At 72.0% G+C, this 22,778-nt stretch carries 11 protein-coding genes; 8 read left to right on the top strand and 3 right to left on the bottom strand.

Features of this window, described 5'->3' with window-relative positions; translation table 11 throughout:
• Positions 1 to 10: 10 nt before the first annotated feature.
• The 8 genes from ACH4KB_RS23135 to ACH4KB_RS23100 all read left to right on the top strand — a co-directional run bounded on the left by ACH4KB_RS23135 (position 11) and on the right by ACH4KB_RS23100 (position 20,446).
• Positions 11 to 1,369, top strand: a complete 1,359-nt coding sequence (locus ACH4KB_RS23135; RefSeq protein WP_398067778.1) for a lysine N(6)-hydroxylase/L-ornithine N(5)-oxygenase family protein — start codon at positions 11 to 13, stop codon at positions 1,367 to 1,369.
• A gap of 311 nt (positions 1,370 to 1,680) precedes the next feature.
• Positions 1,681 to 2,739 carry a FecCD family ABC transporter permease gene (locus ACH4KB_RS23130; protein ID WP_398067777.1) on the top strand — a complete coding sequence of 353 codons (1,059 nt, stop codon included), beginning with the start codon at positions 1,681 to 1,683 and terminating at the stop codon, positions 2,737 to 2,739.
• A 17-nt stretch (positions 2,740 to 2,756) separates the two neighbouring features.
• Positions 2,757 to 3,839 (top strand): FecCD family ABC transporter permease, encoded by a 1,083-nt coding sequence (locus tag ACH4KB_RS23125; protein WP_398067867.1) that lies wholly within the window; start codon positions 2,757 to 2,759, stop codon positions 3,837 to 3,839.
• Between the two features lie 37 nt (positions 3,840 to 3,876).
• Complete coding sequence (locus ACH4KB_RS23120) at positions 3,877 to 4,746, top strand: ABC transporter ATP-binding protein (RefSeq protein WP_398067776.1); 870 nt, start codon at positions 3,877 to 3,879, stop codon at positions 4,744 to 4,746.
• Positions 4,747 to 4,881: 135 nt separating this feature from the next.
• Positions 4,882 to 5,934 (top strand): iron-siderophore ABC transporter substrate-binding protein, encoded by a 1,053-nt coding sequence (locus ACH4KB_RS23115; protein WP_398067775.1) that lies wholly within the window; start codon positions 4,882 to 4,884, stop codon positions 5,932 to 5,934.
• Between the two features lie 55 nt (positions 5,935 to 5,989).
• Entirely contained in the window at positions 5,990 to 7,777 is a 1,788-nt protein-coding gene (locus ACH4KB_RS23110) for an ABC transporter ATP-binding protein (RefSeq protein ID WP_398067774.1), read from the top strand.
• 59 nt (positions 7,778 to 7,836) lie between these two features.
• Positions 7,837 to 18,741, top strand: coding sequence for an amino acid adenylation domain-containing protein (locus ACH4KB_RS23105; RefSeq protein ID WP_398067773.1), 10,905 nt, complete (start codon positions 7,837 to 7,839; stop codon positions 18,739 to 18,741).
• Positions 18,742 to 18,745: 4 nt separating this feature from the next.
• Positions 18,746 to 20,446, top strand: a complete 1,701-nt coding sequence (locus ACH4KB_RS23100) for an ABC transporter transmembrane domain-containing protein (RefSeq protein WP_398067772.1) — start codon at positions 18,746 to 18,748, stop codon at positions 20,444 to 20,446.
• Positions 20,447 to 20,494: 48 nt separating this feature from the next.
• On the opposite strand, the gene ACH4KB_RS23095 is transcribed toward ACH4KB_RS23100, so the two are convergent.
• The 3 genes from ACH4KB_RS23095 to ACH4KB_RS23085 form a co-directional block, all read right to left on the bottom strand.
• The gene (locus tag ACH4KB_RS23095) at positions 20,495 to 21,604 is read right to left on the bottom strand and encodes an alpha/beta hydrolase-fold protein (RefSeq protein ID WP_398067771.1); all 1,110 of its coding nucleotides are present in this window, start codon (positions 21,602 to 21,604) and stop codon (positions 20,495 to 20,497) included.
• Positions 21,605 to 21,717: 113 nt separating this feature from the next.
• A complete protein-coding gene (locus tag ACH4KB_RS23090; protein ID WP_398067770.1) occupies positions 21,718 to 22,245 on the bottom strand; it encodes a DinB family protein in 528 nt (175 codons plus the stop codon).
• A 90-nt stretch (positions 22,246 to 22,335) separates the two neighbouring features.
• Positions 22,336 to 22,758 (bottom strand): MarR family winged helix-turn-helix transcriptional regulator, encoded by a 423-nt coding sequence (locus tag ACH4KB_RS23085; RefSeq protein ID WP_398067769.1) that lies wholly within the window; start codon positions 22,756 to 22,758, stop codon positions 22,336 to 22,338.
• Positions 22,759 to 22,778 lie beyond the last annotated feature (20 nt).

Raw genomic sequence — 22,778 nt, 5'->3', positions numbered from 1 at the left:
TGGGAGTGACATGTCACAGGTTCTTCCTGGCGACACACCACTGGTCCACGACCTCATCGGCATCGGCTTCGGCCCGTCGAATGTGGCCATGGCGATCGCGCTCAGCGAGCACAACAGCAAGGTCGACAGGCAGGATTCGGTCACCGCCCACTTCTTCGAGCAGCAGTCGAGCTTCGGCTGGCACCGCGGCATGCTCATCGACGACGCCACCATGCAGGTGTCCTTCCTCAAGGACCTGGTGACGCTCCGGAACCCGGCCAGCGAATTCAGCTTTCTCTGCTACTTGCAGAGCAGGGGCCGGCTGATCGACTTCATCAACCACAAGAACCTCTTCCCGCTGAGGGTGGAGTTCCACGACTACTTCGAGTGGGCCGCGGCCAAGGTCGACGACCTGGTCTCCTACGGGCACGAGGTCGTGGCCGTCACACCGTTCGTGCACGAGGGGACCGTGGAGTACCTCGACGTGACCGTCCGGTCCGCGGAGGGGCTGGCGGTCCACCGGGCCCGCAACCTCGTCATCGGAACCGGGCTGCGCCCCCTCATGCCCGAGGGTGTGGAACGCGGCGAACGCGTCTGGCACAACTCCGACCTGCTCCGGAAGGTCGACGGCCTGGCGAACGCCTCGCCCTCGCGGTTCGTCGTCGTCGGCGCAGGCCAGAGCGGGGCCGAGAACGTCGCCTACCTGCACCGCCGTTTCCCGGACGCCGAGGTCTGCGCGGTCTTCTCCCGTTACGGCTACAGCCCCGCCGACGACAGCAGCTTCGCCAACCGGATCTTCGACCCCGACGCGGTCGACGACTACTTCGCCGCCCCCGAGGAGGTCAAGAGCCGGCTGATGGCCTACCACGGCAACACCAACTACTCCGTGGTGGACATCGACCTGATCGACGACCTCTACCGCCAGATGTACCGCGAGAAGGTGCTGGGAACCGAACGGCTGCGCTTCCTCAACGTGTCCCGGATCACCGGAGTCGAGGAGAACGCCCACGGGGTCAGGGCGACCGTGAAATCCCTGGTGACCGACGAGGAGTCGGAACTGGACGCCGACGTCGTGGTGTTCGCCACCGGATACAGCCCCGCCGACCCGCTCGGCGTCCTCGGCGAGGTCGGGGAGCGCTGCGCGCGTGACGACGCCGGCCGCGTACGGGTCGAGCGCGACTACCGGATCGTGACCGACCCCGGCCTGCGCTGCGGCATCTATCTCCAGGGCGGTACGGAGCACACGCACGGCATCACCACCTCGTTGCTCTCCAACACCGCGATACGGGTCGGCGAGATCCTGGACTCCCTGCTCGACCGCCGGGTCAAGTCCACCTCCGACGAGTCCCGGCCCGTGGCGGAGGGGACCGGCGGCGCCACGCCGCGCTAGGCCCTGTCGTCGAACTCCCGCCTGCCCCGCGGCGCCATGCACGCACTCTCGCCGCACCGGGCACACGCCCGAGTACGTCCAGTACGCGGACCTGCGCCCGGCACACCGAGAGCACGCACCTGACCCCGCGGGGCCGCCCTTCGGGCGACGGCGGGAGTTCGACGACAGGACCTAGCACGGAGCGCCGTCGACGCGCCGGGTGTCCGGCTTCCGGCCCGCCCGGTGACCGGCCGGGTGGGGGCCCACCCGCCCGGTGACCTGCCGGGAGGCCCCGCGGGACCACTCCGATCAAAGGGATATCGTTCCTCGACATGTTCACGACTCAGGTGGAGCGCCCCGTGCCCGGGGGGACGACCGACACCCGCCGACGGCGGGTCGTCGGGCTGGGCGTCCTCACGGTGGCCCTGGTGATCGCGGCAGCGGTGTCCTTGGCCGTCGGGGCACGCGCGTTGAGTCCCACCGAGGTCTGGCACGGGCTGTTCGCGGACCCGGAGCCCGACCAGAAGCTCACCGAGATCCGGCTCATCGTGCAGACCGTGCGCGTGCCCCGCACGGTCCTCGCGATCGTGGCGGGCCTGGCCCTGGGCGTGGGCGGCGCGCTGATCCAGGGGTACACGCGCAACCCGATCGCCGACACGGGACTGCTGGGCGTGAACGCCGGAGCCTCCTTCGCCGTGGTGTCGGTCATCGCCCTGTTCGGGTTCACCGACCCGTTCCAGTACGTCTGGTTCGCCTTCCTGGGCGCGGGGATCGCCGGCGTCGTCGTCTTCGGCCTGGCCAGCATCGGCAGAGGCGCGGGCAACCCCCTGACCCTCGCTCTGGCCGGACAGGGCGTCACGGTGTTCCTCGCGGCGATGACCACGGCGGTGGCTCTGTCCGACCAGAAGTCGCTGAACGCGCTGCGCTTCTGGAACGCGGGTTCTGTCGCCGGCGTCGGTTTCGACGTCATCTGGCCGGTGACGGGGTTCATCGCCGTCGGGCTGGTCCTGGCGCTGATCACGCTGCCCGCCCTCAACCTGCTCAACCTGGGCGACGACGTGGCGCGCGGTCTGGGAGTGAACATCGCGGTGAGCCGGACCATCGGCATCGTCGCCGTCACGCTGCTGGCGGGGGCCGCCACGGCGGCCAGCGGCCCCATCGCCTTCCTCGGGCTCATGGTGGCCCATGTGGCCCGCTATCTGACCGGCCCCGACTACCGCTGGCTGGTGCCGTACGCGGGGCTGCTCGGCGCCGGTGTGCTGCTGGTCTGCGACATCGCCGGCCGCCTGGTCGTGCGGCCGGGAGAGCTGGAGTCGGGCGTCGTCGTCGCCCTTCTCGGAGCCCCGTTCTTCGCGCTCCTGGTGTGGCGAGGAAAGTTCAGGAGCGCATGAGGCGGGTTCACGAGCACATGAGAGAAGTCCAGGAGCCCAAGAGCGGAACCGAAGTGCGAGCGTCGATGCCGCCGGGCGTGCGGCTCGGCCAGGTGTCGTTCGTCTGGCGTCCCTGGCTCGTCCTGGTCACGCTGGTGCTCGCGGCGGCGGCCTTCCTGGTCTTCTGTCTCTCCATCGCCGTCGGTGACTTTCCCATCGGCCTCTCCCGGGTCATCGCCACCCTCTTCGGCCGGGGCGAACAGGTCGACGCGTTCGTGGTCATGGACCTCCGGATGCCCCGGGCGCTGGCCGGTCTCATCGTGGGCATCGCCCTGGGCCTCTCCGGGGCCATCACCCAGTCCGTGGCGCGCAATCCGCTCGCCAGCCCGGACATCCTGGGGATCACCACCGGAGCCGGCGCCGTCGCGGTGTTCCTCGTGACGACGACGGGCGGTACCGCCTCGGCGATCGCCGGTTCGGTCGGGCTGTCCTCGGCGGCCCTCCTGGGCGGCCTCGGCACGGGCCTGCTGGTGTACTTCCTCGCGTGGCGACGCGGGATCGACGGCTTCCGGCTCATCCTCATCGGCATCTCCGTCACCGCGGCGATGCAGGCCATCACGGTGTGGCTGCTGGCCTCCGCCGACATCCGGGACGTGGCGCGCGCCCAGGTGTGGCTGATCGGCTCGCTGGACAACCGCAGCTGGGACGAGGTCCGGGTGGCGTTCTGGTGCACGCTCGTCCTGCTCGTCGTCGTGGCCGCGGCGGCCTTCCCGTTCAAGCCCATGCACCTCGGCGACGATGTCGCCGCCGGGCTGGGCGTACGGTTCACGCGGGTTCGGGCGGTCCTGCTGCTCTGTGCCGTCCTGCTGGCCGCGGTGGGGGTGAGCGCGGCGGGCCCGGTGCCGTTCGTCGCCCTGGTGGCACCCCAGGTGGCGATGCGTCTGGCGCGTCGGCCCACGCCGCCGTTGATCGCCTCGGGGCTGGTGGGCGCGCTGCTGCTGATCGGCTCGGACCTGGTCGCCCGCGCGGCGCTGCCGATCGGTCTGCCGGTCGGGGTGGTCACCGCGGTGATCGGGGGGCCGTTCCTCGTCTACCTGTTGGTACGGGCGAACCTCCGGTAGATGGTAGAAGTTAGGCTAACCTCAACAAGGGGGGCTTGTGGCCGCTCAGTTCACCGTCCGGACCGAAGCCGGCGTCGAGGACGTCCCACGGCTGGCAGCCAGGGGCATCACCGTCGGATACGGCGACCGTACGGTCATCGACAAGCTCGACGTATCCGTTCCACCCGGCGTGATCACCACGATCATCGGCCCCAACGGGTGCGGGAAGTCCACCCTGCTGCGGACCCTGAGCCGGCTGCTCAAACCGGCCGGCGGTTCCGTCGTGCTGGACGGCGAGGACATCGGCGGGCTCCGTACCAGGGACGTGGCGAAGAAGCTCGGACTGCTGCCGCAGGCGCCGGTGGCGCCGGAAGGGCTGACCGTCGCCGACCTCGTCGCCCGTGGACGCCACCCGCACCAGAGCTGGCTGCGGCAGTGGTCCTCGGACGACGCCGACGTCGTGCGGCGGGCACTGGCCATGACCGGGGTGGCGGACCTGGCCGACCGGCCCGTCGACTCGCTCTCCGGCGGCCAGCGCCAGCGCGTGTGGATATCGATGACCCTGGCTCAGGGCACCGACCTGCTGTTGCTGGACGAGCCGACCACCTACCTGGACCTGGCCCACGCGATCGACGTACTCGACCTGGTCGACGATCTGCACGAGTCGGGCCGCACCGTGGTCATGGTCCTGCACGACCTGAATCTGGCCACGCGCTACAGCGACAACCTCGTCGTCATGCGGGCGGGAGCCGTCCTGGCGCAGGGACACCCCCGGGACGTGATCACCGCCGAGCTGCTCCACGAGGCGTTCGGGCTGCGGGCCGAGGTGATCGACGATCCGGTGGGCGACCGGCCGCTCATCGTGCCGATCGGCCGCACGCACGTCCGGCGCGAGCCGTGGAACGGGCCCGCCGCGCAGGGCCGCTGACTATCTGACGGACCCAACTCATCGTGACCGGCGGAAAGTTATCCAGTTAGGCTAGGCTGACCTCACTAGCTCGGGGTACAGTCTGGCTGCCCTCGTACCGGGGCCAGTGAACAGTGCGAAAGCAAGGGATTTTGGATGTCTCTCCATCGAACGACGCTTGTGAAGCCGTGGCAGCGGCTGGCCGCGGCCGTGTCCGCCGCGACCCTCGGCGTCGGTCTCCTCGCGGGATGCGGTACCGATTCGGCGGACGAGAAGAAGAACGACGACGCCCCTGCCGCCGCCGGGGGCGCGTTCCCCGTCACGGTGGAGCACGCGTTCGGTTCCACCGAGGTCAGCAAGGCTCCCCAGCGGGTCGTCACCGTCGGCTACACCGACGACCAGGCCGTCCTGGCGTTCGGCGTCAAGCCGGTCGGCATGGTCGACCAGTACCCGAACCCGGCCGGGCAGACGCCCGACATCAACACGCAGTGGCCCTGGGTGAAGGACCAGTGGGGCGACACCCGCCCCGAGGTCGTCATGAAGAACGGTGACGCGGGCCCCAACTTCGAGAAGATCGCCTCCCTGCGGCCGGACCTGATCATCGCGGTCTACTCCGAGGTCGACAAGGCGGCCTACGAGAAGCTCTCCAAGATCGCCCCGACCGTGGGCCGCACCAAGGGCGAGAAGGAGCTTTTCAGCGCTCCGTGGCAGGACAACGCGGTGCACATCGCCAAGGCGCTCGGCAAGGAGAAGGAGGGCGCCGAACTGGTCAAGGGCATCCAGGCCAAGCTGGACGCGGCCAAGAAGGCGCACCCCGAGTTCGGCGGACAGAAGGCCGTCGCCCTGTCCTGGTACAAGGACTCGATCTCCGCGTTCACCTCCACGGACGTGCGAGGCCGGCTCATCACGGGCACCGGATTCGGCTACCAGACCGAGATCGACAAGATCGCGGACGGCGGATTCTCCACCGAGCTCTCGCCCGAGCGCATCGACCTCGTCGACGTCGACCGGATCTTCGTCATCAACGACAAGGCCGACACGGAAGCGCTGAAGAAGTTCGAGCTGTTCAACAACCTCCCGGCCGTCAAGAACGGCAAGGTCTCCTACCTGCTGGACAGCGAGGGACCGGCGATCGGCGCTGCGCTGTCCCAGGGCACCCTGCTCTCCCTGCCGTACGCGATCGACGAACTCGTCGCCTCGGTCAAGTAACGATGACGATCCAAAGCCCCCTCCCTCGGCTCCCTCGGCGAGAACCGGTCTCCGTGTGACTACCACCGAAACGCCCCTCGCCGGGACGACCCTGCGCACGGCCACCGGACGCGAGGCCGCCCGCTGGGTGGCCGAGCACTGCCGACAGGCACGGTGGCTGACCGTCTCCACGGTGGTCACCACGGTCGCCGGGGCCGCGCTGCAGGTGCTCCCGGTGCTGCTCCTCGGCCGGGTCGTGGACGGGGTGGTCGGCGGCGACCCACGCTCGATACTGCTCACCGTCGGGGTGCTGATGGTGGGTGCGGCGCTCCTCGGCGCGGCGGCCTCCGCGGCGTCCACGTACCTGATCGGGAGACTGGGCGCCGAACTGCTCGCACGGCTCCGTGAGGAAGCCGTGCGAGCCGTTCTGGGGATGCCGAGCGCGCGCGTGGAGCAGGTGGGGCGGGGGGACGTGCTGTCCCGCGTCGGCGACGACGTGGCCGTGCTCTCCAAGGGCATCCGCACGGCCATCCCCACCGTGTTCTCGGCCGGAGTCCTGGTGGCCATCGCGACGATCGGCATGTTCGGTCTCGACTGGCGGCTCGGCCTGGCGGGAGCCGGCGCCCTGCCCGCCTACGCGCTGGCGCTCCGCTGGTACCTGCCCCGCTCGGCACCGCTCTACCGCGAGCAGCGGGTGGCCCAGGCCGATCGCGCCCAGGCCCTGATCAGCGGACTGAACGGCATCGACACGGTCCGCGCCTACCGTATGGAGGACTCCGTACGGGAGAAGGTCACCAGCGAGTCCTGGCGGGTGCGGAACCTCGGCGTCGAGGTGTTCCGCTTCTTCGGACGGTTCGTCGGCCGGGAGAACCGGGCCGAGTTCATCGGCCTCGTCCTGATCCTGGTCGTCGGGTACGCCCTGCTGGAGGCGGACGCCGCCACCCTGGGCGAGGTGTCGGCCGCCCCGCTGATGTTCCACCGCCTGTTCACCCCGCTCGGCGCCATCATGTTCACCTTCGACGAGGCGCAGAAGTCCGGCGCGAGCCTCACCCGGCTGGTCGGCGTGTTCTCGGAGCCCTCCGAGGAACGGCTGGTGGGCGACGGCTCCGTGGCCGCGGCCGACAACGCGCCCCACCCCGTCACCGTACGGGACCTGACGTTCACCTATCCCGGGGCCGAGGAGCCGGTCCTGCGGGGCGTCTCCCTGTCCATCCCGGCCGGGGGCTCCCTCGCCCTGGTCGGGGCGACGGGCGCCGGCAAGTCGACCCTGGCCGCGCTGGTCGCCGGCATCGGGAGAGCACAGACCGGGTCGGTGCGCATCGGGACGCACGACCTCGCGGGGACGGACGAGGCCGGCGCCCGTGCCCTGGTGAGCATCCTGACCCAGGAGACCCATGTGTTCTCCGGCCCGCTCGCCGACGACCTGCGGCTCGCCGCACCCGACGCGAGCGACGACGAGCTGAGGGACGCGCTGCGCACGGTCGGCGCCGGGGGATGGCTCGACCTGCTCCCCGACGGTCTGGACACCACGGTCGGCGAGGGCGGCGAACGCCTGGACGTCACCAAGGTCGCCCAGATCGCCCTGGCCCGGCTGGTGCTCAGCCGGTCACCCGTGGTCGTACTCGACGAGTCGACCGCGGAGGCGGGCAGTGAGGGCGCGGCCGAGCTGGAACGTGCCGTGCTGGCCGCCTGTTCCGGCCGGACCACGCTGTTCGTGGCCCACCGGCTGACCCAGGCGATGGCGGCGGACCGGATCGCCGTGCTGGACGCGGGGCGCGTGGTGGAGGAGGGAACGCACGGCGAACTCGTCGAGCTGGGCGGCCAGTACGCCCGGTTGTGGCGTGCTTGGCGAGAGGGCAGTTGAGCGCGTTCCGGCCGAGAGCCGGGTCAATTCGCATACGCCGGAAGGGTGCTGAGACCTCGATGTCCGAACCGAACCGTTCTCGCCTGGAACTTTCCCCCACTCGGCTGGCCGCCGTACGCCGACGGCTCGGCGACTACAGCGACCGGACCATCGTCGAAGCGTGCACCGTCGCCCTCGCGTACTGGGCGACCGGCACCGCCCCGGACGGCATGGAGCTGACACCCGCCACGCCCTTTCCCGACGTCCTCGCCCGGATTCACGATGGAACCGGCGGAACCGGCGGAACCGGCGGTCGACCGGCCGATGCCGAGTGTCGCGCCGTCGCCGTGCCGGCCGGGGCCGCCCCGGCCGACGCCCAGCAGGTCCTCGACGACCTGGCCGACTTCCCCGACCGGCCCCTCGGCACCATGGGCCCGTCCGGTCCCCGTGCCCGGGCCGAGGAACTGGCCCGGTGGAACGACACCCGGGCGGACCGGGCCCGCCCGACCCTCATGGAGATGTTCCGCGAGCAGGCGCGCCTGAGGCCGGACGCCGTCGCGATCGTCGACGAGCACCGATCGCTGACCTACCGCGAAGCGGCGCGGCTGTCCGCCCAGTTGGCGCACCACCTGATCGAACGGGGCCTCGGCGCCGAACAGGTCGTCGGAATCTCGCTCGGCCGCTCCGCCGAGATGGTCGTCGGCCTCCTGGCCGTGCTCCGGGCCGGAGGCGCGTTCGTCCCCCTCGACCCCCAGTGGCCCGCCACCCGCAGGAACGTCGTCGTCGAGGACGCCACGGTCGTGCTGCAACTCAACTCCACGGGCAAGGCCGACACCGGGGAACCGGACGCCGTCTCCGTCGACCTCGGCGACTGGAAGTACGGGGCCCACCCCGGGGACGCGCCCGACGTGAGCGTCCCCGGCGCCTCCCTGGCCTATGTGATCTTCACGTCCGGCTCCACCGGCCGGCCCAAGGGCGCCATGATCCGGCACGAGGCGATCAGCGAACGCCTGTTGTGGCAGTCCGCCGAGATCCTTCACTTCGGCCATGACGACGCGTCGCTCTTCAAGGCCCCCCTCTCCTTCGACATCTCCGTCAACGAGATCTTCCTGCCGCTGGTCACCGGCGGCCGTCTCGTGATCCTGCGGCCCGGCGGCGAACGCGACCCGCACCACCTGCTCGCCGTCATCGCCGAGCAGCGCGTCACCTTCACCTACCTGGTCTCGTCCATGCTGGACGTCCTCCTGGAGATCGCGGGCGACTCCGGCCGCCTCGACTGCCTGCGGCACGTCTGGTGCGGCGGCGAGGTCCTCACCCCGGAGCTGTACGAGCGGTTCCGCGACCGCCTCGACATCCCCCTCTACCACGGCTACGGCCCCGCCGAGACGACCATCGGCGTCTCCCACGTCATCTACCGGGGAGCCGCGACACGACTGTCGACCTCCATCGGCAGGGCCAACCCCAACACCCAGCTCTACGTCCTCGACGACGAGCTGCGGCCCGTGCCGGTCGGCGTCGGCGGCGAGCTGTACGTCGGAGGACTCCTCCTGGGCCGCGGCTATGTGGGCGCCCCGGGCCTCACCGCCTCCCGTTTCGTGGCCAACCCCTTCGCCTCGGACGGTTCCCGGCTCTACCGGACGGGCGACCTGGCGCGGTACGCCCCCGACGGTTCGCTGGACTTCCTGGGCCGCGCCGACAACCAGGTCAAGATCCGCGGCATGCGGCTGGAGATCGAGGACGTCGAGGCCTCCCTCGCCGAGCACCCCGGCGTACGGCACACTTGCGTCGTCGCGAGGCAGAACACGGTGGGCGGCACCTACCTGATCGGCTACGTCATCCCGTCCGGCGGCCACGAGGACCTCAGCGCGGACGACGTCAAGGAGTGGGCCACGGCCAACATGGTCGAGTACATGGTGCCCGCGCATCTCGTCGTACTGACCGAGTTCCCGCTCACCGCGAACGGCAAGCTCGACCGGAAGGCGCTGCCGGAACCCGTCGTGGGCGCCGGAGCCCCCGTGGCGCCCGCCACCGAGAACGAGCGCCTGGTCTGTGAGGCGGTCGCCCATGTGCTGCGGCTGGACAGCGTCGGCGCGGACGACGACTTCTTCCAGCTCGGCGGCGACAGCATCCTGGCGATCTCCCTCCTCAGCACCCTGCGCGAGGCCGGCCTCCACGTGAGCGCCCGGCAGATCTTCACCAACACCGTCGTCGGGGCGCTGGCGGCGGTGGCGAGCGCCGAGTCCGTCGCCGCCGTCGACCACGGTGACGTCGCGACCGGCACCGTCGTCGGTTCGCCCATCGTGCAGTGGCTGGGCGAGACCACGGACGCGATCGACGGCTTCGTGCAGTCGGTCGCCCTCAACACCCCGGCGGAGCTGACCGCCGACGCCCTCGACGCCATGCTCGCCGCCGTGCTCACCCGCCACGACATGCTCCGTGCCAAGCTCGTACGCGGCGAGCGCTGGGGCTTCGACATCCCGCCGGCCGGAAGGACCGCACCCTGCTGGGAGGAGAGCGACGCCCCGCAGGCGGAGTGCGTCGCCCTCGCCACCGACGCGCTCGACCCGGACAACGGCGTCATGCTCCGCGCCGTCTGGCGCCGCGAGGCACGCCAACTCGTGCTGGTCGCCCACCACGTGGTGATCGACGGAGTCTCCTGGCACATCCTGATGGACGACCTGGCCACGGCGTGGCGTCAGCACTCCACCGGCGCCCACGTCGACCTGCCCCCGGTCGGCACGTCGTTCCGCCGCTGGACCCAGCTGCTGGGCCGCGCCTCGTTCGACACCGACCGCGGGCACTACGCCACGCAGCTGCCCGCCGCCGACGCGCCCCTCGGCAGGCGTGCGCTCACCGCGGCCGACACCGTGGAACGGGAGCGGACCCGAACCGTCTCCGTCGGGCCCGGGACCACGGCCGCACTGCTCGGCGAGATCCCCGCGAAGTTCCACGCCGGCGTCAACGACGTCCTGCTGACCGCCCTCGCCGTCGCCCTCGCCCGCCTGCGCCGCGACCGGGGCCAGGACCAGACGTTCGCCCACATCGAGCTGGAAGGGCACGGCCGCGAGGGACGCTACGTCGCGGCCGAAGCCGGGTTCGACCCCGATCTCTCGCGTACCGTCGGCTGGTTCACCACCCTGTTCCCGGTGGTCGTGGATCCCGGAACGGCGCCCGATCCCACCGCGCCCGCCTACCTCACCGCCGCCCTCAAGGCGGTCAAGGAGGACCTCGCCCGCGTACCGAGCAACGGAATCTCCTACGGCGCCCTGCGCCACCTGGCCGGCGACGGGCCGGCCGGCCCCGCGCCGCAGGTCCTCTTCAACTACCTGGGCCGCTTCGACGCCGGCACCTCCGGCGACTGGCAACGCAGCATCACGACAGGTCAGTTGGGCGAGAAGCGCGACCCGGCGATGCGGCTGCCGCGCGCCCTGGAGTTCAACGCGATCGCGGAACCCGACGCGAGCGGCGCGTACGAACTGGTCACCACCATCTCCTGGCCGGACGGCGTCTTCACCGAGGAGGACATCACCGCTCTCGGCGACTACTTCCGCTCCGCCCTCACGTCACTCGCCGCGCTCGACGACGGCGGCCACACGCCCAGCGACTTCCCGCTGGTACCGCTGACCCAGGCCGACGTCGACGCACTGGAGGGCCCGGCACTCCACGACATCCTGCCGCTGACCCCGTTGCAGGAGGGCTTCTACTTCCACACCGTCTACGACGACACCACGGGCGCCTACGTGGAGCAGCAGGTGCTGACCCTGGACGGCGACGTGGACGCCGACCGCCTCGCCGCGGCCGCCACCCGGCTGCTCACCCTCTATCCCAACCTGGCGGCCCGCTTCACGGCCCTCGCCGACGGCAGGGTCGTCTCCGTCGTCGAGCGGGGCAGGACCGCGCCCTTCGTCACCCTGGACCGCCCCGCCCTCACCGACGAGGAGATCCGCGACCTCGCCGAGCAGGACCGCAGGGCCGGGTTCGACCTCGCCGCCGGGCCGCTGATGCGGTACACGCTCATCCGCGCCGGCGCCCGCCGCCCCGTCCTGGTGCAGACCGTGCACCACATCATCGCCGACGGCTGGTCGGTGCCGCCGATGCTCCGCACCCTGCTGGCCGAGTACCACGCCCCCGGATCGGTATACCCGGTCGGCGGCTACCGCGACTACGTGGACTGGCTCTCCGGACGCGACCAGGGCGAGAGCGACCGGGTGTGGCGCGAGGAGCTCGCAGGACTGCCGGGCCCCTCCCTCGTCGCCGAGGGGCACACCCCCTCCCAGCGGTTCGCCGACCTCTCGGTCGAACCCGTCGACGACGTCGACGCGGCCGCACGCGCGGCCGGAGTGTCCCTCAGCGTGGCCGTGCACAGCGCCTGGGCGGCGACCCTCGGGTCCATCCTGCACAGCAGGGACGTGGTCTTCGGCTCCACCGTCTCCGGACGTGACGCCGAGCTCCCCGGCATCCGGGACATGGTCGGCCTCTTCATCAACACCATCCCCGTGCGGGCCCGTTGGACCGCGAACGACACGGCGTACGACCTGCTCGACGCCGTGAAACGGCACCAGGGCGCGGTGCTGGCACACCAGCACGTCTCGCTCGCGCGGATCGGCCGGCTGCACGGCACAGGCTCGCTCTTCGACACCCTGGTCGTCTTCGACATCGCGACCGACGTGGCCGGCCTGCGCCGACCGGACGACACCCTCACCATCGCCGCCATCGCCAACGAGGGTGCACCGCACTACCCGTTGACGCTCGTCGTGGAACGCGCACAGGACGGCCGCTCGCGCTTCAACCTGATCTATGACGGCGACCTCCTGCGCCCCGAAGGCGCCGGGGCGATCCTCGACACCTTCACCCGGAACCTCACCGGACTGCTCGGCCGCCCGGACGGCCCGGTCGACCTGCCGGCCGTCACGCCCGGCAGCACCCCGGCACGCGAGGAGTCGACGACCCTGGTCGAGATGTTCGACGCCGCCGCGCTCGGAGACCCGGCGGCCACCGCCGTCACCCAGTGCGCGCTGGACGGCACGACCCGCTCCCTCGCCTACGGTGAACTCGCGCACGCAAAACACGAGTTGGCCGCCGCCCTGCGCGCGGCCGGAGTCGGGCCCGGGCACCGGGTCGCCGTCGCCGTCCCGCGATCGCTGGAGCAGGTCGTCGCCCTGGTCGCCGTCGTCACCGCCGGAGGCGCCTACGTACCGCTGGACCTGGCCTATCCGGACGAGCGGCTGGCGTACATCCTCGCCGACGCCGCCCCGCAGGTCGTCCTCGTGGACCGGGAGCAGCAGGGCCGCTTCACCGGGCTGCTGGACCGGGCGGGCGTGCGGGCCCGGGTGCTCGTCCAGGGCGACGAACACCCGCTGGACACCGACCTCCCGGCCGTCGCTCCCCGGGACCCCGCCTATGTCATCTACACCTCCGGCTCGACCGGGCGGCCCAAGGGCGTCGTCGTCCCGCACTCCGCGGTGACGACGCTCCTCGCCAACACGCGCGAAGGCGTGGGCCTCGGGCCGGACGACGTAGGGGTCCAGTTCCACTCCTTCTCCTTCGACTTCGCCGTCTGGGAGCTGTGGGGGACCCTCGTGCACGGCGGCGAACTGCTGGTCCCGGATTACGCGCTGACCCGCTCGCCGGTCGACTTCCACCGGCTGGTCCGGGAACGCGGTGTGACCGTGCTCAACCAGACCCCGTCCGCCTTCCACCGGTTCATCGAGGCGGACCTGCACGCGGAGGAGCCGGTCACGGCGCTGCGCCGCGTCGTCTTCGGCGGCGAGGCGCTCGACCTCGGGCGGCTGCGCGGATGGGTGGAGCGGCACGGTACGGGCTCCCCCGAACTGGTCAACATGTACGGCATCACCGAGACCACGGTCCACGTCACCCACCGGGTGCTGACGGACGAGGACTTCGCCCGGGGCGGCGACGTGAGCCCCATCGGCGCGCCGATCCCCGGACTGACCACCCATCTCCTCGACGACCGGCTGCGACCGGTGCCGCCGGGCCGGGTGGGCGCCGTCTACGTCGCGGGCGACCAGGTGTCCCTCGGCTACCTGGGACGCCCGGGGCTCACCGCCGCGCGGTTCGTGGCGAACCCGTTCGCCTCCGACGGCTCCCGCATGTACCACACGGGCGACCTGGCCCGCCGGACGCTCGACGGCGAGCTGGAGTTCGCCGGACGCGCCGACGACCAGGTGCAGCTGAAGGGATTCCGGATCGAGCCGGGCGAGGTGGAGAGCGCGATCCGGGAATGCGACGGCGTCGTCGACGTGGCCGTCACCGTGGCGGACGACGGCGACCACCTGGTCGCCCACGTCGTCGGCGAGCCGCCCGCCGGCCTCACCGGCCTGCTCGCCGCCAGACTGCCCGCGCACCTGGTGCCGGGCCGGGTGCTGCCGGTGGACGCCCTGCCGCTGACCGTCAACGGCAAGCTGGACCGCAAGGCGCTGACCCGGCGGGCCGCACAGCACACCGACCCGCCGCGCGAGGTCCCGCGGCCCACCGGCGACTCCGCGCTCACGACCCTGACGGGCATCTTCGCCGAGACGTTCCCCGGTGCCACCGTGGACGCCGACACCGACTTCTTCGGCGCCGGGGGCGACAGCATCGTCGCCATCACCGTGATCAACAGGGCCCGGGCGCTCGGTCTGCCGATCGCACCCCGGGACGTCTTCCTCTTCAGGACGCCCCGCGCCCTCGCCGGCCACCTGGCCGAGCTCACCCCGCAGGCCCTGCCGGCGCCCACGTCCCGCCGCGCGGACGGACCGCTTCCGCTCACGCCGATCATCCTGCGCCGACGGGAGCTGGCCGCGCCGCTCCGCGGCTTCGCCCAGGCCCGGTCGGTGACCCTCCCCGAAGGCACCCGCCTCGACGACATCCGGCGCGCGGCCAACGCCCTCGTCGCCGCACACCCGGCCCTGCGTCTGCGCCTGCGCGTCGAGCACGGCGTGTGGGCCCTGCGCACCGAACCCGCCCGCGAGACCGGCGTCGGCACCCCGGACGCTCCCGACGCCACGACCGCGGCGAACGAGGCCGCCGGCCGGCTCGACCCGGAGACCGGGGACGTCGTCGCGTTCTCCTGGCTCGCGGCGCACCGCACCCTGGTCGTCACCGTCCACCACATCGCCGTGGACACGGTGTCCTGGCTGATCCTCCTCGACGACCTGGCCACCGCCCTCAGCGGGGCGGCCCTGCCGGAGCCGACCACCTCCTACGCCGCCTACGCCGAAGCGCTCGCCGTGCGGACCGCCGAGCAGACCGACGACCTCGGCCACTGGATCACCACCCTCCGGGCCCCGGCCCTGCTGCGCACCGTCCGGGGCCACCGCGACAGGACGGCCGTCCTCCCGCCCGGGGCGAGCGACCGGGTGACCCGCCGTGCCCCCGGCGTGCTCGGGCTCGGACTCACCGAGCTGCTGGGCGGAGCCCTGCGCACCGCGCTGACCCGGATCCAGACCGCGCCCTCCGACCTCGCCGTCGAGCTGGAGCGACACGGCCGGGTCCCGGCCGCGGAGCACCACGACTACTCCCGTACGGTCGGCTGGTTCACCTCCATCGCCCCCGTACGCCTCACCGCCCACACCGACCCCGTCGCCTCGGCGCGCGAGATCGCCGACCGCCAGCCGGACGAGGACGGGCACGTCGCCTACGGCCGCCTCAGGTACCTCAATCCGCAGACGGCCCCCCTGCTCACCGCGCAACCGCAGGTCCTGTTCAACTACCTCGGCCGGGGCGCCGAGTCGGACGCCCTGCCGATCACCACAAGCGACCGGAACAGCCCGTACGCCGTCGAGGTCAACGCCTGGACCGACGAGGCCACCGGCTGCCTCCACGCGGCCTTCACCCTCGCCGAGGGCATACCCGACGCGATCACCGAACACTGGCTCGCCGCCCTGGAACAGATCGGGAGCGCTTCCGAGGAGGCCGAGCGCACCGCGCCGGTCACCCCGCTCCAGCGGGGCCTGTTCTTCCAGGCCCAGCTGGCGGGCCCGGCGGGGCACTACGTCGCCCAGAGCTACTTCGCCTTCGACCGGCGTCTGGACGCGGACGCGCTGGCCGAGGCGATGGCGTACGTGATCGCGCGCCACCCCGTCGTCGGCGCCGGTTTCACCACCGACGACGACGGAAGTCCGGTCCAGGTCCTCAAGGCCGGCCGGCGGGTCGCCGTCCGCACCCTCGCGCTGACGACGGAGGCCGAGGTCGAGGCCCTGCGCACCCGGGACCGCGAACAGGGCTTCGACCCGGGCGAGCCGCCGCTCGTCCGGCTGACCGTCGTAAGGATGCCCGACGGCCGCGACGGCCTGCTGCTCAGCTACCACCTGCTGCTCTGGGACGGCTGGTCCCGCGAGATCCTGCTGCGCGACCTGTTCGACGCGTACGAGGCCGTGGTGGCGGGCCGGCCGTGGGACACGACGCCGGCCGTGCCGGGCTTCGAGGAGTACGCCCGGATGCTCGCCGGTAAGGACCCGGCCGTCTCCGAGCGCTTCTGGGCCGAGCACCTGGCGGGCCTGCCGGGACCGACGCTGCTCGCCGGACCGGCCCCGGACCTCATCGAGGAGCTGCCGCGACCGCTCGCGCACACCCTGTCCGCCGAGCTGTCGGAGCTGCTGCGCGAATCGGCGCGGAGCCGGGGCGTCACACTGAACTCGGTGCTGACCGGCGCCTTCGGCCTCCTGCTCGGAGCCCGTACGGGCCGCGGCGACGCGGTCTTCGGCGTGGCCGTCTCGGGCCGCGAGGGCGAGGGCCACGGCGACACCGTCGGCGTCCTGCTCAACACCGTCCCCCTGTGGACCCGGGCCCGGCCCGACGAGACGGTCGACGCGTACCTCTCGTCCGTGCAGGCGGCGCGCGTGGCGGCGATGGACCACGAGCACCTGGGGCTCGGCGAGATCCAGCGGGCCGGCGGGCACGACACCCTGTTCGACAACCTGTTCGTGCTCCAGAACTTCCTGGACCTGGACGCCTTCGCGGAGATGAACACCCGCCACGGCATCACCTCCGTCCGGGCGGACGACTCCACGCACTACCCGTACACCTGGGTCGTCACGCCCGGCGACCGGCTCACGGTCAAACTGGAGCACCGCCACGGAGATCCCGGCAGCGCCCGCCGTCTCCTGGAGGACTACGTGCGCGTCCTGGCGGACGTGGCGCGGGCCACCGGACCGGTGGGCGCGCTTCCCGGCCTGGGCCCCGACCCCGAACCGGCCGAGCGCACCGAGGTCGGCACGGACACCGTCGTCGACCGCTTCGACCAGGCGGCCGAGCGCGATCCGGGGCGCATCGCGCTCGTCGCCGACGGCGCCACGATGACCTTCGCCGAACTCCGTGAGCGCAGCCGGGCCGTGGCCGGTGTCCTCGCCCGGCGCGGCATCGGACCCGAGACGACCGTGGGCCTGGCGATCCCGCGCTCCCCCGACTGGATCGCGGCACTGTTCGCGGTGCTGCGCGTCGGGGCCGCGTACGTGCCGCTGGAGCTGGACCACCCGGACGAGCGGATCGCGGCCATCGTCGCGGACGCCCGCCCCGAGGTGATCCTCACCGTGAGCGCGGTGTCACCCCGACTCGACGGCGAACTGATCGAACTGGACCGCCCGTTGCCGGACGCCGAGCCGTACACGACGTTCGCGCCGGACGACCCGGACCGCCTGCGCCACCCCGCGTACACCATCTACACCTCCGGCTCGACCGGGAAGCCCAAGGGCGTCGTGACCGAATACGCGGGCCTCACCAACATGCTGATCAACCATCAGCGCCGGATCTTCGAGCCCGTCCTCGCCGAACACGATCACCGGGTCTTCAAGATCGCACACACCGTGTCCTTCGCGTTCGACATGTCGTGGGAGGAGCTGCTGTGGCTCGCCGACGGCCACGAAGTCCACATCTGCGACGAGGAGTTGCGTCGCGATGCCCCCCGACTGGTCGCGTACTGCGCCGAGCACGGCATCGACGTCGTCAACGTGACCCCCACCTACGCCCAGCAGCTGATCGCCGAGGGGCTGCTGGAGGACCCGGAGAGGCGGCCCGCACTGGTGCTGCTGGGCGGCGAGGCCGTCACCCCGACGCTGTGGCAACGGCTCGCCGAGACCGAGGGCACGGTCGGCTACAACCTGTACGGGCCCACCGAATACACCATCAACACCCTGGGCGTCGGCACCTTCGAATGCCAGGACCCGGTGGTCGGCGTGGCCATCGACAACACCGACGTCTACGTCCTCGACCCATGGCTGCGCCCGCTGCCCGACGGGGTGCCCGGCGAACTGTACGTGGCGGGCATCGGCATCGCCCGCGGCTACCTGGGGCAGAGCGCCCAGACCGCACACCGCTTCGTCGCCTGCCCCTTCGGCCGCCCCGGGGAGCGCATGTACCGCACCGGGGACCTGGTGATCCGCCGGCCCGACGGGAACATCTCCTACCTGGGCCGCACCGACCAGCAGGTCAAGATCCGCGGCCACCGGGTCGAACTCGGCGAGGTCGAGGCCGTGTTCGCCGCCCACCCGGCGGTCCGCTTCGTCGCGGCCCTCGCCCAGCCCGACCCGCGGGTGGACGGCGCCCACCGACTGGCCGCCTATCTGGTCCTCGCCGACTCCGCGGACCTGGCGCAGGTCGCCGACGAGGTGGGCGCCGGGCTGCCCGACTTCCTGCGCCCGACGCACTTCGCCCAGGTGGACAGCATCCCGCTGACGGTGAACGGCAAGGCCGACACCAAGGCGCTGCCGGAGGCCAGGCCGCTGGGCGCGCTGACCACGGCGGTGGAGCGCGGCCCGGAGACCGGGACGGAGGCCACCGTCTGCGAATTCTTCGCCGAGGCGCTCGACCTCGACGACGACGAGGTCAGCGCGGTCAGCGACTTCGTCTCCCTGGGCGGGCACTCCATGCTGGCGGTCCGGCTGATCGGGCTCCTCCGCCGCGAGTACGGTCCTGTCATCACCATCCGCGACCTGTTGACCCTGCGAACCCCGGAAGCGATCGCCCGCCACCTCGATGAGAACTCCTGAACCTGTGAAAACCCCCGACACCGAGCACCCCCGCCCGGGCGCCGCCATCCTGCGGACCGCGCTGCGCCGCAACATCGGCGCCATGGTCGCGGGCACCGTCCTCATGGGCCTGTACCAGGCCGCCGAGACCGCGTTCCCCATCGCTCTCGGACTGATCGTCGAGCACACGATGCAGGACCGCAGCCTCGGCTCGCTCGGCGTCTCGATCGGCTCGCTGGCCGTGATCATCACGACGGTGTCCCTGTCGTGGCGGTTCGGCATGCGCGTGCTGCAGAAGGCCAACACCACCGAGGCACACCGCTGGCGAGTACGGGTGGCCGCCTGCGGACTCCAGCCGGTGGCCAGGGACGTGGACCTCAAGTCCGGCGAGATCCTGACCATCGCCACCGAGGACGCCGACCAGACCGCCGACATCATCGAGGTGGTGCCCCTGCTGATCAGCTCCCTGGTCGCCGTCGCGGTCGCCGCGGTCGCCCTGAGCCTGGCGGACCTCCGGCTGGGGCTGCTGGTGATCGTGGGAACCGTCACGATCCTGTCGGTCCTCGCCGTGATGTCCAGGCGGATCGGAGCCAGTACGCAGGAACAGCAGGCCCGGGTGGCCCGGGCGGGCGCCAAGGTCGCCGACCTCATCATCGGGCTGCGCCCGCTCCACGGCTTCGGCGGCAACCACGCCGCATTCGGCTCCTACCGCAAGGTCAGCACGGACGCGAAACGCCAGGCGATCACCGTCGCCCGGGTCAACGGCGTCTACGCCGGCACCGCGCTCGCCCTCAACGCGGTCCTCGCCGCGGCCGTCTCGCTGACGGCGGGCTGGCTGGCCTTCGAGGGCCGGATCACCATCGGAGAACTCGTCATGGCCGTGGGCCTCGCGCAGTTCATCATGGAACCGCTGAAGATGTTCTCCGAGATGCCCAAGTACGTGATGATCGCCCGTGCCTCGGCCGAGCGCATGGCTCTGGTGCTGACCGCGCCACCCGTGACGACACCGGGTCCCGGGCGTCCGGAGCCCGGCGGAGACCTGGAGGTCGACGGCCTGCGCCACGGAACCCTCCGGGGGGTCGATTTCACCGTCTCGGCAGGAGAGTTCGTGGCGATCGCGGCGTACCAGCCGCGCGCGGCTGCCGACCTGGCCGCCGTCCTCTCGGTGAACGTCGCCCCCCACGCGTACGGGGGAGTGGTGCGGGTCGGCGGCCGGGAGATCGCGGACCTGTCGGTCGAGGCGGTCCGCGAGTACCTGCTGGTGAATCCCTACGACGGAGAGATCTTCGCCGGCACGCTCCGGACGAACATCGACCCGTCGGGCACCGGCCGGAGCATCGAGGCGGCCGTCGAAGCCTCCATGCTCACCGATGTCGTCGCCCTCCACCGCGAGGGGCTCGACTACGCGATCCGCGACCGGGGCGCGAACCTCTCCGGAGGCCAGCGGCAACGACTGGCCCTGGCCCGCGCGTTGGCCGCCGATACCGACGTACTGGTCCTGCACGATCCGACGACGGCCGTCGACGCGGTGACGGAACAGCTCATCGCGCGCAACGTCGCGAAGCTGCGCAGGGGCCGGACCACGCTCGTGCTCACCAGCAGTCCGGCGCTCCTGGACGCCGCGGACCGGGTGCTCGTCCTCGACGAGGGCGTCATCACCGCCGACGACACCCACCGCGATCTCCTCGCCGGCGACGAGGCCTACTGCCGGGCCGTGGCCAGGTGAACCACCGGGCGGTTCCCGGGGTGCGCCCGCGCACGCTCCGGGAACCGCTCAGCCGAGGGCCCAGGCGACGTCCCTGAGCAGGGCGTGCCGCCAGCCCGCCCGGTCGTGCCCGGACGCCGAACGCGACACCCGGACCGTGGCGCCGGCCCGCTCGGTCAGCTTCTCGGTCAGCTCGCAGTGCGGCAGCATCGGGTGCTCGTGCTCGCCCACGTCGAACGCGCACCGCAGCCCCGACAGGTCGGCGCCCCGGCGCAGTCGCTCGGCGACGGCTCCACCGAGGACCCCGCCCAGCGGATCCGGCAACGACTCCGCGCCGGGGGCCCACCAGAAGGACCCCGACTGACAGGCGACCCGCGAGACCAGCTCCGGGAACTCCAGAGCCGCGTACAGCGCGCTCAGACCGCCCAGGCTCTGCCCGGCGACCACCAGCCGGTCGAGGCGGGCCGGCACGTCGGACTCGGCGACCAGCGGCAGCAGTTCGTCCCGGACCGCCTCCCACAGCTCGGGGCGGCAGGCGAACTCGGCCTCGCGGTCCTTGGCCGGCAGGAACACGAGGGTCACCGGAGGCATGTCACCCGCGGCGACGGCCGCGTCGAAGGCGGTCACGGCCGGATGCAGATACAGCCAGTCGTCCCCGTCGAGCAGCAGCACCACCGGACCGCCTCCGCCCGCCGGGTGGACGCGCACGGTCCGTCGTCCGCCGAGCCGGTCGCTGCTCCAGCGGATCCGGGTACGGGGGAGGGGGAGCACGTCGTCCGCGCCGAGAGCGGGCCAGTACGGCTGGGCGGGGGCGTCCGGAGTCGCGGCGACGGAACGGTCCGCCCCGGCGCCGACCGGGTTGAACGGGTCGGCGTGGGCCGCGTCCCCGGCGATGAAGCGGTAGGTCACCCGTAGCCGCGCGGGCATCCGAACTTCGGCGTACCAGCAATCCGTACCGCCCCAGCGACGCAACGGGACGGGCGGCGACCAGCTCTCGAAGTCCAGCACGGCCCCGTCGCCGCGCACCGTCCCGGAACCACGCCACAGGAAGAGGGTCCGCCACCCTCCGTCGACGGGGATCGACGCGGGCGTACGAGCCGCCGCCCAGAACGCGTCGCTGCCCGGGCTGCCCGGCAGACCGAAGACGGCGAACGGATTCTCGTCGATCACCGGACGCATGTGCGTCTCCTTGCGAGAGCGGAAGAGGCGAGGCAGGACTTCCCCTGGATGAGGTGAGCCTAACCCAGCGTCTCGGAAGGGGTGTTGGCGATCCGGTCCCGGAAGGCCGTCGGTCAGCCGGAAGAGGCCGCGCGCACCATCCGGAGCTGCCCGATCTCCGCGACGTTCTTCATCAGCTCGGCGTTCACCCACGCGGCCATGTGCGCCGTGGTGTGGTCCGGCCCCTGCTCCCAGGGAGACGGAGCGGCGGCGTCGAGAGCCGCGTCGTCAAGGCCGTCCAGCACCCCCAGCCATGCCTCCCGAAGCTCACGCAGCCAGCCGATCGCCCCCTCGGCGTCGCCCGGCCATGCGACGTCCTCACGGTCCCGGGGCTCGCGGCCCAGGGAGTGCTCGATCGTCGTGCTCCACCACCAGCCGATGTGCCAGCTGAGCCAGCCGATCGTCGGCACCGGCACGGGGTCGGGCTCCGTCTCCGCCCAGTCCGGCATCCACCGGCCGTCGGCCCGCAGGCGCACCGTCCAGCACAACGGCGTCGGCTCCCAGAGGAAGTCCTCGTTGTCGAGCCGCTCCAGGTGGTACTCGAACAGCGACCAGGTCAGATCGAACTGGCGGCGCAGAAGGTCACATCGCGAGGCGTTCACCGGGCGACCCTGACACACCCGTACGCCCCCGGCAACGCGCTTTCCCCGCCGTCCGGGCCCGGCGCCCCGGCCCGCCGTCGTGCCGGGCGTCTAGTACGCGGCGAGCCGTTCCATCAGGGCGGCGCCGCGCGCGAGCGTCTCCTGCTCGTCCTCGTCGAGTTCGAGGTCGATGGCCCGGGCGAGCCAGTCGGCACGGCGGTCGCGCTCCGCCTCCAGCGCCGCCCGCCCCACGTCGGAGAGGTCGACGAGGGACTTGCGGCCGTCCGTCGGGTGCGCCCGGCGGACGACGAGGCCCTGGTCCATGAGGAGTCCGACCGCGCGGGCCATCGACTGGGGGCGCACGCGCTGGTCCGCCGCGAGGTCGCTGGTGGTCATGGCTCCGTTCCGGTCGAGGACGCCCAGAACGGCGACCTGACCGTGCGGGATCCGGTCCTCCTGCTTCACGCGCCGCGCGAGTCTGCCCATGGCGATGCGCAGATCGGCGGCGACGGTGGCGGGTTCCGGGGTGGGCATAGGGCACTTTAACCCGTGAT

It is taken from the genome of Streptomyces sp. NPDC017520 (assembly GCF_044329855.1).
Lineage (GTDB): Bacteria > Actinomycetota > Actinomycetes > Streptomycetales > Streptomycetaceae > Streptomyces.
Note: the sequence above shows the minus strand (reverse complement) of the source record. Positions and strands in the feature narration are given on the sequence as shown.